The sequence below is a fragment of the Chitinophaga sancti genome (assembly GCF_034424315.1).
In the GTDB taxonomy this organism is placed as follows: domain Bacteria; phylum Bacteroidota; class Bacteroidia; order Chitinophagales; family Chitinophagaceae; genus Chitinophaga; species Chitinophaga sancti.
Genome location: NZ_CP139972.1, coordinates 7,903,030 through 7,916,406, shown reverse-complemented (window position 1 = coordinate 7,916,406; position 13,377 = coordinate 7,903,030). Strand labels below are relative to the sequence as shown.

The following is a 13,377-nucleotide window of genomic DNA, read 5'->3' as shown; positions in this document are numbered from 1 at the left end:
AGATGTTATGAAAAAGATCTTTACACTACTGGCAGTGCTTTGGTCTGCGTGCGCGTTTGCGCAAGAGCGGCCCGTAAATGGCACTGTCACTTCCCGGGCTACCCAGGCACCGCTACCTGGTGTAGTGGTTCAATCGGGCGCCAAAGGCGTTATTACCGACACACTGGGCCACTTTACCATCGACGCTGCCACTGGCGCCAGCATTACTTTCCGCCTTATGGGCATGGAGCCACTTACAATGATCGTACCTGCCAGCAGAGCTTTGCGCGTATCGCTGGTGCAAAACGTGAACGACCTTAACCAGGTGGTTGTAACGGGTTACCAAACACAAAAGAAGGCAGACCTTACCGGCGCAGTATCGGTGGTAAGTGTGGCCGACCTGAAAAAGCAGGCGGTGGCCAACCCGATCAAAGCCCTGGAAGGCCAGGTAGCAGGCGTCGTGGTCACGTCCAGCGGATCGCCCAGTGCACCCGCTACTATTCGCATCCGCGGTATCGGTACCCTCAATGATAACGATCCGCTGTTCGTGATCGATGGTGTGCCCACCAAAGCTGGTATGCAGGAACTCAATTCCAGCGACATCGAAACCATGCAGGTCTTGAAAGATGCCTCCGCCGCCAGCATCTATGGCTCGCGCGCGGCAAACGGAGTGATCATCATCACCACCAAACAAGGCCGTGTTGGCAAAATGCAGGTAAGCGCCAATGCTTATCGTGGCATGCAGTCGTACCTTACCAAACCCAAACTGCTCAATGCCGGCGGCTATGGCCAGGCTTACTGGCAGGCCGCGGTGAACACCGGTCGCGATCCGAATGTGAACAACATTGACTACCGCTTTAACTGGCATGCAGATGCCAATGGCACGCCCGTGCTTGATAAAATACTGTTGCCCCAATACCTCGATGCTGCGGGCACCATGAAAACGGCCAACACCGATTGGTTCGACGCAATCTCACAGCCCGGTGTTATTCAATCGTACGACCTGTCCATTAGCAATGGCACAGATCACAGCACCTCACTGTTTTCGCTCGGTTATTTCGATAATAAAGGCATCATGAAAACCACTGGTTTCAACCGCATTTCCGCGCGTATGAACACCACGTATAAATTGCTGGCCAACCGCCTTACGGTGGGCGAAAATTTTACGATCAACCGTACCGCCGAAGTAACCGATCCCGGTGTGCTGAACCTTTCTTTGCAGGCTCTCCCTATCATTCCCGTACACACGGTCGATGGTACGGGATGGGGCGGCCCGGTAGGCGGCATGAACGACCGGCAAAACCCGGTTCGCCTGCTGGAAGATAACCAGCAGAATAAGTATCGCTACATCCGCATTTTCGGTAACGCCTTTGCAGACCTCACCATTATCAAAGGCCTGAACCTGCGCACAAGCGTAGGTTTGGACTACGGCAACTATGTGCTCAGCAATTTCCTGAAAACCTATCAGAGTGGTTACCTGGTAAACGATGTGAACAAGCTTACAATGAACTACTCCAACAATTCAAAGATCAATTGGGCGAATACTTTAAACTACAATACCACCATCGGTAAACACCTGGTGAACGCCGTTATCGGTACTGAATTTCATAAAGAAAAAGACCAGAGTTTTTATGCGAGTCGCGAAGGCTTTGCCATTGAAAATACCAACTACACTTATCTCGATGCAGGCACCGGCACGAAAGACAATGGGGGCGGCGCTGCAGAAAATGCGCTCATGTCGTATTTCGGTAAAGTGAACTATTCTTACAACAATCGCTACCTGGCTTCAGCCACCATCCGCCGCGATGGCTCATCACGTTTCGGCGCCAATCACCGTTATGGCACCTTCCCCGCTTTCTCGCTGGGGTGGCGCATTTTCGAGGAAGCCTTTTTCAAACAAATAAGCAGTAACGGCGTGCTGAGCGATCTGAAACTTCGCTACGGCTGGGGCCAAACGGGTAACCAGGAAATAAGTAACGTGGCTGCATATACGCTATATGTAACCGACTACGCCGGAGGCAATCCGCTGAACGGGCCTACTTCAGGTACGGCATACGATATTGCCGGTGCCCATTCCGGTACGTTGCCATCAGGTTACCGCATTACGCAGCGCGGCAATGAAAACCTGAAGTGGGAAGCCAGCACCATGAGCAACATTGGGCTCGACTTCGGTTTGTTTAACCAGAAGATCACCGGTAGTGCCGAGTATTATGTCAAGAATACAAACGACATTCTCATTTTTCCGCCTTACCTCGCTGTACTGGGCGAAGGCGGTGGCCAGTACGTGAATGGTGCTTCCATGCAAAACAAAGGCTGGGAGTTTACCCTGACCCACCAGGGCCGTGTGGGCGCATTGCAATACCAGCTAAATGGCAACATTTCCGGGTATAAGAACAAGATCACCAACCTGCCCGAATCGGTAGTGAACAACTACGGTGGCAACGGCTTAAACGATAATATCCTGGGCCGCCCGGTGAACTCGTTCTATGGTTATGTGGCCGACGGCCTGTTCAAAACACAAAAGCAGGTGGATAATTCTGCCACGCAGCAAGGCAAAGGCCTGGGCCGCATCCGCTACAAAGACCTGAACGGCGACGGCGTGATAGATAACAAAGACCGCACGTGGATAGGTCGCCCGCACCCGGACTTTACATATGGTTTCAACATCGCATTGCAATACCAGAATTTCGATTTTAGCATCTTCATCCAGGGTGTACAGGGCCTCGATGAGATCAATGATGTGAAATACAATACCGACTTCTGGAGTGTGGCCGAAACCGGCTCCAATAAGGGATCACGCCTGTTGCATTCCTGGACGCCGCAAAATCCTAACAGTAATATTCCCGCACTCACTACCACCGACGATAATTTCGAATCGCGTTTTTCCACCTATTTCGTGGAGAAAGGATCTTACCTGAAGATCCGCAATGCACAACTGGGCTTTTCGTTGCCCTCCACTACTTTGCAGCGCATGCATATTCAAAAGGTGAGGCTGTACCTCGGAGGCGACAATTTGTTACTCGTAATGAAAAGCAAAAGTTTCACCGGGCTCGATCCTGAAAGCCCAAGTTATGGTTATCCGAATCCGACGGTGTTCACAGCCGGCGCAAACATTTCCTTTTAATTCCACGATTCATGAAAAAGATATATGCACTTTGCCTGTTGCTGATTGTGGCAGGTAGTTGTAACAAACAGTTGGAGATAGCGCCTAAAGGCGTGCTAAGCCCCGACCAGGTGGCCAACCCGGAGAACATCGACAACTTCGTGATCGCCGCTTATTCTCCGCTGGGCAATGGCGACATCAACGTGTCGTTCAGCCTCTGGCAGTATGGCGATGTAATGTCTGACGATGCTTATAAAGGTGGCCGCGACGAAGGTGATGGCCAGGAGTTTCATTTTATGGAAACCTTCAGTAACATGCGCGCCGATTTCTGGCAGCTCGATAATTTATGGTACCGCATTTACATCGGCATTTCCAGGGCCAATATCGCCCTCGGTTATTTGAATAAGATCGACGCCACGGCTTACCCGCAAAAGGCGGCCCGGCAAGGGGAAATGCGTTTCCTGCGTGGGTATTATTATTTCCTGCTCAAGGAATTGTTCTACCACATCCCCTACATCGACGAAACGGTACCGCAGGATAGTTATGCTACCATTTCCAACCGTACATTGAGTAATGATAGCCTATGGGAAAAAATTGCCGGCGATTTCAAATTTGCAGCCGACAACTTACCCGCCACGCAAACACAGGTGGGTCGCCCCAGTGCTGCCGCTGCCAATGGTTTCCTGGCCAAAGCAAGATTGTTCCAGGCCTATACGCAGGACGATCAGTACAATGTAACCGGAGTAAATACCACTCACCTCAACGAAGTGGTGGCAGCAGCCGACAAGGCCATCGGATCTGCATTTCACCTGGAAAACGATTATGCCAATAACTTCCTGCCCGGCAGTTTTGAGAACGGGCCGGAGTCGATGTTTGCCATCCAGTATTCACAGGACGATGGCACACTATATGGCCGCCTGAATTATGGCGATGCATTGAGCGTGCCGCAGGGACTGGGCTGCTGCGACTTTCACAAGCCCAGCCAGAACTTCGTGAACGCATTCCGCACCGATGTTAATGGATTGCCTTACCTCGATACTTACAACAGCCAGAACCTCGACTTCAATACCGACAATATAGATCCGCGCCTGGACCATACGGTGGGCATCCCGGAACACAACTGGAAATATGAAACGACGCACATTTACAAAACCACCTGGAACCGAAATCCCGGTGTATACGGGGTGTATGCATCTATGAAAGAAAACGTATCGCCCGACTGTAATTGTTTTGTACAAACGCCGCCTTTCTTTCCAAACAGTAAAAACAAAATACTGCTGCGCTTTTCGGAAGTACTGCTCATGAAAGCAGAAGCGCTGATAGAGCTGGGTCGACAGGACGAAGCGCTGCCACTCATAAACCAGGTGCGTAGTCGTGCTGCGCAAAGTACCGGCAAACTTAAAAATGCCACCGGCGATTACCAGGCAAAATATTTCACAGGCACTTACCAGCCAGGCGTAAATGTAGACTGGACACAGGTTACCGCCCGCAAGGCCCTACGCTTTGAACGCAGGCTGGAACTAGGCCAGGAGGCACAGCGCTTTTTCGACCTGGTGCGTTGGGGCATAGCCGCAGAAACGCTGAACACTTATTTCAGTGTAGAAAGAACACGTTTTTCATTCCTGAACAACGGCAACTTCAGCAAGCATAAAAATGAATATCTGCCCATCCCGCAGAACCAAATTAATTTCGCCCGTGGCGTGTATCAACAAAACCGTGGCTACTAAAACATTCCGCATGAAAAAGATCTTTGCATTTGCATTTCTATTATTTTGTTTCGCCTGCAACAAAGGCGACCGCGGTATATCACTAAACCTTTCGGCCGCAGTAGATATCACCGGCTTTTCGGTAGACACGGCCAAAGGCCTCATCGATAGCAGCAAAGCTACCATTAGTATCAGCCTGCCCTTTGGCTCCGACTTTACAAAGGTTTTGCCCACGATTATGGTACCCGCGGGAGCCTTGGTAACACCGGCATCCGGCGCAATGGTGAACCTGAAAAATCCGGTACAATACCAGGTGATCAACGGCAACATTTATAAGAACTACACAGTTACCGCACATGAAACGCCGGCCATCTTACAGTTCAAGGCAGCAGGTGATACTGGCGTGATTGACGAGCCTACCCGCAGCATTAAAGTGATTGTACCCGCGGGCAGCGATATGACGCACATCGGGGTAAACATACAACTGGCCGCAGGCGCCACCATCACACCTGCATCGGATGCCACGGTGGATTTTACCAACCCCGTAACCTTCACCGTAAAAACGGCCCTGGCCTCGGTGAACTATACCGTAACGGCCATCGATGCCAATGCCGATAAACCGGTGGCTTTCCTGGGCAACTATGCCAGCAAAGACGCCATTACCAACGCCGATGAACTGGCAGCCGTTAATTGGTTTTTTGCTACGTATCCCAAAGCAGAATACTTATCCTTCGATGCCGTTAAAGCCGGTACGGTGGCCCTATCCCGCTACACCGTAATCTGGTGGCATGAAGATGCGACCCAGACGCTGCCCGACGTAGCTTACGACAATGCAGTGGTTACAAATATAAAAGCATTCCGCGCAGCGGGGGGTAACCTGTTGCTCACCACGTTTGCATCGCGTTGGGTAGAAGCACTGGGTGTGGTGCCGGCCTATAAAGGCCCAAACAATGTATTTGGCGGATCGCTTGGCGGTCAAAGCCAGGATGGTACCAATAATTGGGGCATTTCCGTCAGCGCCGATCATATCGCACATCCCATTTTTAACGGCTTGCCGCTGGCTGCTGATAAGGCCTACCCGGTAGTTTACCTTCTCGATAAGATGGCCTTCCGCCTTAACCACGTGAGCTGGTGGAAAGTAGACGAGTGGGGCGGTTACGGTGATGCAGCCGGGTGGCGTGCCCAAACTGGCGGGATAGACCTTGCCGGTCCCGATGGCAGCGCCAACACCAATCAGAATGTAACCATTGCCGAGTTCCCGAAAGGCGATCACAATGGCGCCACCATCGTGATCACGCCGGGTAGCTACGATTGGTATGCAGAGCCCAATCCCACTACCAATGCGGCCAGTCCGGCAAACACTTATTTATCTAATGTGCAGAAGCTCACGCAGAATGCTATTGAATACCTGAAAAAACAGTAGCAATGAAAAGATCTTTTTTATATATCGCGCTGGCACTTGCTTTACAAGCCTGCCACAAAGATAAAGACACTATAACGACCGCGGATATACCCAATGCCGCCGACATTTATCCCGCCCCACCAGCGCGCTGGTTCGGCGGCGATCATCCCTACTATGTGGCGGCCGGTTACGTGGGCGATGTAATGCCGTATTACGACAAAGACAGCTTCCATGTATTTTACCTGCACGATGCCCGTAATGGTGCAGCAGGCTTTCATCCCTGGGCGAAGTTTACGACGCAGCACTTTACCAGTTATGATTACAAAGGCACTATGATCCCTTACGGTGGAACGACCGATTACGACCTGGCATTGGGTACAGGTTCTATCGTAAAAGTGGGCGATACTTACTACGCCTACTACTCCGGCTTTAACCCCAACTTCAATGGCACTGGCGGCAAGTACCGCGACAATACGCTACTGGCCACCAGCAAGGACCTGAACACCTGGACGAAAGATGCGTCTTTCCTGATGCGGCCGGAAACCACAAACGGTTACAATTTCTGGGAGTACCGCGATCCTTACGTGTTCTTCAATACAGAAACAAATGAATACTGGATGCTCGTGTGTGGCCATAAAGACGATAAAGCAGCGGTAATACTCTATACGACAAACGATCCGGCGAAAGGCAACTGGACACTAAAAGATCCGCTGTACACAACGACCAGTTACTATGTGCCCGAAACGCCGCAGCTCTTTAAATGGGGTAGCTTCTGGTACCTCTTGTTTTCGGAGAACAGCGTGGAGAATACCACCCGTTACCGCATTGCCACCAGCTCGAAGGGCCCCTGGACCACGCCGGCAAACGATAAGCTGGACGGCCAGTACATGTATTCTTCGAAAGTGGCTACAGATGGGAAGAACACCTACCTGTTCGGCTGGTGTGCCACGAAAGGCGGCAGTACCGACGCCGGTATCCGCGACTTTGGCGGCAACCTGGTCGTACACCAGCTGTCGCAAAACAGTGATGGTACACTGAACATAGGCGTACCGGAAAACGTGGCAAATGCATTTGCACAAAACCAGGCGCTGAACGTTTCCCTGAAACAACAAAGCATTGATATAAGTGGCAATAATGTTTCATTCAAAGCGGCAAACGATGTGGCTTACCTGCTCTACGACCGCCTGGCGGGCGAAACGAAAATAACGGCTACCGTGAATGTGCAGGAAGGTGCATCATGCGGCCTCGTATTCGGGATGGACAAGGCTTTGCAAACCACCGGTTTTTATAAGATCGATTTCAGCAGCAGCAACGATCTTTTGTCCGGCATTTCACCGGTCGGTGTAGATGGTAAGGTAACCCTGCACCTGGAGCCGGGGAAAGATTACCAACTGAAAGTGTTGATAGCGGGCAGCGTATGCGTGGTATATGTAGATGATAAGGTGGCGCTGACCAGTCGCATTTATGCTGCGAACAATAACTTCTGGGGATTGTACGCCAGCAAAGCGGCAGTGAGTTTCAAAAATGTACAGTTGTTTAAATTGTAATAATATGTGCTGAGGCAGCGGACGGTGTGCCGCTGCCTTTTTAAAACGGACCTCATGCAAAGATACCTCATCTTACTGCTGGCATTATGTTTCCCTGCCGTTATGGCGGCGCAAAAATACCGGCCCGTATATCACTTCAGCCCTAAACATGGCTGGATAGGTGATCCGGACGGACTGATAAAATTCCGGGGTAAATACCACCTGTTCTGGTGGGGACATGCCGTGAGCAATGATCTTGTGCACTGGCAGGAATTGCCCTATCCCATGCAGGGAGGCGATGGCACCTTCACCTATTTTTCAGGCAGCGTGGTAGTGGATAAGCGCAACACCGCGGGCTTTGGCGATAGTGCGATGGTAGCGGTGTACACCTTACATAAGAACGATAGTGTGCCCGAAGCGCAGGCTTTGTCGTACAGTAACGACGATACACTATTCCATTTTTATAAACATAATCCCGTACTCGATATAGGCAGTAATTCGTTCCGCGACCCGCAGGTTTTCTGGTATGCCAAAGACCAGCGCTGGATTATGGTGGTTACGCATCCGCACCTGCACAAGGTAAGTTTTTATGCGTCACCCGATCTGAAGCACTGGGAGCACCTCAGCGACTTTGGCCCTATGGGTGCGGTAGCCAACGATTGGGAAGTGCCCGATCTGTTTGCACTGGATGGAAAATGGGTGCTCACCATTGGGCAGGGACCGAACCGTATGCAATATTTCACCGGGCATTTCGATGGCCGTAGTTTCGTGTCGGACCCGCAGCCGGAAGCACTTTGGGCAGACTATGGTCCAGACTTTTACGCGGCACGCAGCTGGCGCAATGCAGACGATACAGCCAGCACCCGCGTTACCTGGATGGGGTGGCTGGGCAACTGGACCTATGCCCGCGATGTACCAAGCCGCTGGGGTAAAGGGTTTGAATCTATTCCCCGCGACCTGTCGTTACAACCGTTCCCAGAAGGCCTGCGGCTGGTACAACAACCCGTGCCTGAACTGAAAGTGTTGCGCCGCGATTCAATTGTATTGCCACGCCGAAAAGTAAACGGGCAAATGCCACTTACACTGTTTGGCAGCAACAGTTATGAACTGGAAGTGGATATAGACCTGCAAACCGCTAAGGGTGCGGGTTTGCAGGTACTGTTGGGCCAGGGGCGCTCGTTTGTGGTGGGCTATGATGTACAGCAGAAACAGCTATACATAGATCGCTCCAATTGCTCAGATACAGCATTTAGCGCACATTTCCCCGTACGCATGTCTGCGCCGTTGCACACCCGCCAATTGCAGTTGCACATCTTTGTAGACGCGGCTTCAGTAGAAGTGTTTGCACAACAGGGAAAGATCGTATTGAGCGCCACTACTTTCCCCTCGGAAACACAAACTGGTGTCGCCTTATTCGCCAAAGGCGGTACGGCAACAGTTACGCATTTTATAGCCTGGAAACTTGAAAAATAATAATAGCTTTATTCTATGCACAAGATCATTCTCACCTTATCAATATTGCTCTCTACAATGTGGGCCAGCGCGCAACCTGATACCACCGTATACCACGAGCGCTGGCGCCCGCAGGTGCATTTCTCCCCAAAGGCACACTGGACTAACGATCCTAACGGTATGGTGTACAGCAACGGGACTTACCATTTGTTCTTTCAATATTTTCCCGGTGGCACCACCTGGGGCCCTATGCATTGGGGCCATACCATCAGTAAAGATCTTATTCACTGGCAGGAGCAGCCGGTAGCACTGTATCCAGACAGCCTGGGATATATTTTTTCCGGCAGCGCTGTGGCTGACGTGCACAATACATCCGGCTTTGGCAAAGGCGGTAAAACCCCGCTGGTGGCCATTTATACCAACCACGATCCGAAAGGAGAGCACGATGGCAAGAACGATTTTCAAAATCAAAGCATCGCCTACAGTCTCGATGAAGGCAAAACCTGGACGAAATACAGCGGCAACCCGGTGTTGAAAAATCCGGGCATCCGCGACTTCCGCGACCCGAAGGTGAACTGGGTCGAAACCGTAAAAAAATGGATCATGACGCTTGCTACGCAGGATCACATTACCTTTTTCTCATCGCCCGATCTAAAGAACTGGACAAAGGAAAGTGAGTTCGGCAAAACGCTGGGCGCCCACGGTGGCGTATGGGAATGCCCCGACCTGCTGGCTTTCGATCACCAGGGTAAAAAAGTGTGGGTGCTCATTGTGAACATCAACCCCGGCGGACCTAACAAAGGATCGGCTACGCAATATTTCACCGGCGATTTTGATGGGCATACGTTTACGCCTGGCGATAGTATCACAAAATGGATAGACTATGGTGCCGACGAATATGCGGGCATTACCTGGAGTAATACCGGCAAGCGCCACGTGTTCCTGGGCTGGATGAGCAATTGGATGTATGCCAACGAAGTGCCTACAAAAACCTGGCGCAATGCGATGACCATCCCCCGCGAACTGTCACTGGTAAAAGAAAACGGACATTTTTACGTAAGCTCCCTACCCGTAAAAGAGCTTCAGGCCAGCGCCACGACCGTGAGCCGCCGGACGAATTTAAAAGCTAACGGTGATGTATATATGTGTACGGCTCCCCTCTACTTAACGATGAAGGCCGATGAGCTGAAAGACTTCACGATGAGCTTTCATTACGGAGCGGGTGCGGAATTGGTTATTGGTTTTGATAAAGCCAGCAATACGTGGTTCATAGATCGTACCACTACCGGGGAGCATGGTTTCAATAAGGAATTCGCGGCCAGGCATACAGCGCCACGCATTGCAACCGGAAAAGGGCTGGAGTTGACGTTGGTAGTAGACGAAACTTCGGTAGAGATGTTCGCCGATCACGGTGTTATCACTATGACAGATATATTTTTCCCAAATGCGCCGCTGCAAAAAATAAGTATCACAGCCGATAAGGAACTGCTTATCAGGCAATGGCAACTTAGTAAATTGAAAAGTATCTGGAAATGATGATGCTTGAGATGTTCGAAAACACTCTGCTACTGAAACGAAAAAAGAAAAGGCTTTAAGTCATTAGACTTGAGGTCTTTTCTTTTTTCAATTAATTTCATATTCCGGCGAATCAATCTACAAATCGTTGATCCAAAATAGCTTAGATGCTTCGATTCCAAGGCTGAGTGGCTAATTTGACTTTACGGTTGGTCCACAGTTTTGTCAATCGTGGCGTTCCTCACCCGAATACACTTAGCTGTTAGCGGCAGATATTTCCGTCAGCCGTTCTTTTCCCAATGCTTTGTTAGCGGCAGGTATTACTTTTTTGTTGCGGCAAGTTCTGCTGGCGACTGTCCAAATTGTTTTTTGAAAGCGTAAGAAAAATGTGATAAGTTTTCAAAGCCTACTTCGTAGAAAACGTCAATAGGTTTTTTGCCTTTTTTTGTCAGTTGATAGTAGGCAAGCTCTAAACGCTTTTCTGTCAGCCATTTTTGAGGTGTCATACTAAATGCCTTTTTAAAGTCCCGCTTGAAAGTAGTTAAACTACGCCCTGTTAAGTAACCAAATTTTTCCATTGGCATATTGAACATATAATTGCGTTCCATAAATTCGACAAGGTTGATTTTATGCGGTTCTGAAAAGTCGGATAAAATGTTGTCGATGTCTCTGTTTATGGATCGTAAAACGGTAATCGCTTCCTGAATTTTCAATTGGGATAGTTCTTGTGGCAATTTATAGTCCAGGTCGAAATACGGCAACATTGAACTGAAAAAGCTGTCCAGCAAAGGACTTTTGGGCAATGGAATGATATAATCGGTTTTAGAAACCATAGCAGTTTGCATTTTTTTTTGCTCGTAAAAAGCTCTCAAAACGTCTTGAGTAAGTTTTACTACAATGGCTTTGTAAGGCAGTCCGTCTTTTTCCGATTTTATTAATGTAGCCAGCCGATTTCTCGGAAATAAATGCGTTTCGCCTGCTCCAAAAACATAGGTTTTATTTGATTGTATAACTTTCAATTCGCCTGACAATACACGCACAACAGAATGTTCCTCCGCAATCATTTCGGTATTGTAGAGTACGGATTCACTACAGGTGAAAACAATTTCGGCGTTATTATTTACTTGTCTTATTGGCATAATGCAAAGTTAAAAAAAAGAAGAGGCTCAACAATGTGAGCCTTATTAGTTTCGATTATTGTATATCAAATTTTGCCTGAGTCAATTCTTCACTTAGTGTCCAAAGTTTTTGTGCTGCTTCCATATCCAATGCAAAAGGTGCAACACCAGCAAATCCGCCAGGGCTTTTATAGGCTGGGTCACTATCATAATTAGTTTTATCGTATTTTGCAATTTCAACATCTTCTAAATACACACCTCCAATGTTTTGAAGTTGGGGACTCGTTGCAGCCCACACCGAGGTTGCTGCTCCTTGTTCCTTACTTTTTTGTATTTTTTTCATTGCGGCTTCAGCTTCAGGGTTAGGTGTTCCGTCAGGATTTAAGATACCTAAGACAACAAAATCTTCAAACGTTAAATGCCTGCCCAAATTGGTTTCCAAAATCAAACCAGGATGCAGGGCATAAGCCCGAACGCCAAATTGCTGTGCCCTCTTATCCAATTCTACTGTAAAAAGTACATTTGCTGTTTTAGATTGTCCATAAGCTTCAAATTTGTTGTACTCCCTTGTGTTATAGTTTATGTCGTCAAAAATAACAGGCGAGTAATGGTGTCCTGAAGATGAAACATTCACCACTCTTGCTCCTTTTGCTTTTTTCAATGCATCCCAAAGTTTTGAAGTAAGTTGAAAATGCCCTAAATGATTGGTAGAAAATTGCCCTTCATACCCACGTACGTCACGGTGTAGAGGCGTCCACATAATACCTGCATTGTTAATAAGCATATTCAACGGTTTGCCCGAATCCAAAAACTTCTCAGCAAATGAGTCAATGGAATCAGGTTCTGTCAAGTTTAATACTTCTACTTCTACATTGGTAATTCCTTTTAGATTTTCCTTAGCTTTTTCCACATCTCTAGCTGGAACGATAACTGTTGCTCCAGCCAAATTTAATGCTTTGGTGATTTCTAAACCAAGACCTCCGTCACCACCTGTAACTATTGCAGTTTTGCCTGTAAGGTCAATTCCCTTGATTACGTCTCTAGTTGTTGATGTTGCGTTGAAGCCAGAACCTATCGGTTTTTGTAATGCTCCGTTGTAATTATTTTGTTCCATTTCTAAAGAATTTGTTAGGGCAAAACTAGAGAACATTTTGTCGGTCAACTTTGTTTTAAAGGCCGAATTACTTTGTTTATAGGGTCAATTTTTCGGGTGATGGGGGTTTCAGGGATCAAGATTAATTTTAAACAACTTGATTGCCCACTAATTTAGGAACACCCGCATTAACTTTACCACAATCAGAGAAGCATCAAAAAAATGGACCCTGCTCATTAGAACTGTATCCGTATGCTTTAATACCGGCGATCTGGTTATTGGTGATGATGCCAACGGAAAGGCCTGTAACGTAGGCGGTATCCATGAGCGGTTCTATTTGTTCGGGATATCCGGAAAGAAATGCGAATGAAAACAAGCAACAGAGGATGATTTTTTTCATAGTGTCACTGTTGGATATAATTTAAGAAAAATCCCTGTTATAAAAAAAACACACAGGCAAGGCCTGTGTGTTTTTTTATGTTT

The 13,377-nt window shown here is 48.6% G+C and carries 9 protein-coding genes; 6 read left to right on the top strand and 3 right to left on the bottom strand.

The window, feature by feature from the left end; all coding sequences use genetic code 11:
- The first annotated feature begins 7 nt into the window (after positions 1–7).
- Genes U0033_RS31250 through U0033_RS31225 form a run of 6 tightly spaced genes read left to right on the top strand, consistent with a single transcriptional unit; the run spans position 8 to position 10,704 of the window.
- Positions 8–3,103 carry a SusC/RagA family TonB-linked outer membrane protein gene (locus tag U0033_RS31250; protein WP_072363258.1) on the top strand — a complete coding sequence of 1,032 codons (3,096 nt, stop codon included), beginning with the start codon at positions 8–10 and terminating at the stop codon, positions 3,101–3,103.
- Positions 3,104–3,114: 11 nt separating this feature from the next.
- Positions 3,115–4,809 (top strand): RagB/SusD family nutrient uptake outer membrane protein, encoded by a 1,695-nt coding sequence (locus U0033_RS31245; RefSeq protein WP_072363259.1) that lies wholly within the window; start codon positions 3,115–3,117, stop codon positions 4,807–4,809.
- Positions 4,810–4,819: 10 nt separating this feature from the next.
- Entirely contained in the window at positions 4,820–6,211 is a 1,392-nt protein-coding gene (locus tag U0033_RS31240; RefSeq protein ID WP_177318655.1) for a DUF4960 domain-containing protein, read from the top strand.
- Between the two features lie 2 nt (positions 6,212–6,213).
- Positions 6,214–7,737, top strand: a complete 1,524-nt coding sequence (locus U0033_RS31235; RefSeq protein ID WP_072363261.1) for a glycoside hydrolase family 32 protein — start codon at positions 6,214–6,216, stop codon at positions 7,735–7,737.
- Positions 7,738–7,791: 54 nt separating this feature from the next.
- Positions 7,792–9,189: a glycoside hydrolase family 32 protein gene (locus U0033_RS31230; protein WP_072363262.1), complete on the top strand. Its 1,398-nt coding sequence runs from the start codon at positions 7,792–7,794 to the stop codon at positions 9,187–9,189.
- A 15-nt stretch (positions 9,190–9,204) separates the two neighbouring features.
- Positions 9,205–10,704: a glycoside hydrolase family 32 protein gene (locus U0033_RS31225; RefSeq protein ID WP_072363263.1), complete on the top strand. Its 1,500-nt coding sequence runs from the start codon at positions 9,205–9,207 to the stop codon at positions 10,702–10,704.
- Between the two features lie 299 nt (positions 10,705–11,003).
- On the opposite strand, the gene U0033_RS31220 is transcribed toward U0033_RS31225, so the two are convergent.
- From U0033_RS31220 to U0033_RS31210, 3 genes are all read right to left on the bottom strand, one after another.
- Positions 11,004–11,822 (bottom strand): helix-turn-helix domain-containing protein, encoded by an 819-nt coding sequence (locus U0033_RS31220; RefSeq protein ID WP_072363264.1) that lies wholly within the window; start codon positions 11,820–11,822, stop codon positions 11,004–11,006.
- A gap of 55 nt (positions 11,823–11,877) precedes the next feature.
- Positions 11,878–12,915 carry an SDR family NAD(P)-dependent oxidoreductase gene (locus U0033_RS31215; RefSeq protein WP_072363265.1) on the bottom strand — a complete coding sequence of 346 codons (1,038 nt, stop codon included), beginning with the start codon at positions 12,913–12,915 and terminating at the stop codon, positions 11,878–11,880.
- Between the two features lie 193 nt (positions 12,916–13,108).
- The gene (locus U0033_RS31210) at positions 13,109–13,294 is read right to left on the bottom strand and encodes a hypothetical protein (protein ID WP_072363266.1); all 186 of its coding nucleotides are present in this window, start codon (positions 13,292–13,294) and stop codon (positions 13,109–13,111) included.
- Positions 13,295–13,377: the final 83 nt, after the last annotated feature.

What these genes read in the sequence shown, in the direction of transcription:
- U0033_RS31245 (WP_072363259.1), top strand. Translation starts at nt 3,115, where the DNA reads ATGAAAAAGATATATGCACTTTGCCTGTTGCTGATTGTGGCAGGTAGT.
- U0033_RS31250 (WP_072363258.1), top strand. Translation starts at nt 8, where the DNA reads ATGAAAAAGATCTTTACACTACTGGCAGTGCTTTGGTCTGCGTGCGCG.
- U0033_RS31230 (WP_072363262.1), top strand. Translation starts at nt 7,792, where the DNA reads ATGCAAAGATACCTCATCTTACTGCTGGCATTATGTTTCCCTGCCGTT.
- U0033_RS31240 (WP_177318655.1), top strand. Translation starts at nt 4,820, where the DNA reads ATGAAAAAGATCTTTGCATTTGCATTTCTATTATTTTGTTTCGCCTGC.
- U0033_RS31235 (WP_072363261.1), top strand. Translation starts at nt 6,214, where the DNA reads ATGAAAAGATCTTTTTTATATATCGCGCTGGCACTTGCTTTACAAGCC.
- U0033_RS31210 (WP_072363266.1), bottom strand. Translation starts at nt 13,294, where the DNA reads ATGAAAAAAATCATCCTCTGTTGCTTGTTTTCATTCGCATTTCTTTCC.
- U0033_RS31225 (WP_072363263.1), top strand. Translation starts at nt 9,205, where the DNA reads ATGCACAAGATCATTCTCACCTTATCAATATTGCTCTCTACAATGTGG.
- U0033_RS31215 (WP_072363265.1), bottom strand. Translation starts at nt 12,915, where the DNA reads ATGGAACAAAATAATTACAACGGAGCATTACAAAAACCGATAGGTTCT.
- U0033_RS31220 (WP_072363264.1), bottom strand. Translation starts at nt 11,822, where the DNA reads ATGCCAATAAGACAAGTAAATAATAACGCCGAAATTGTTTTCACCTGT.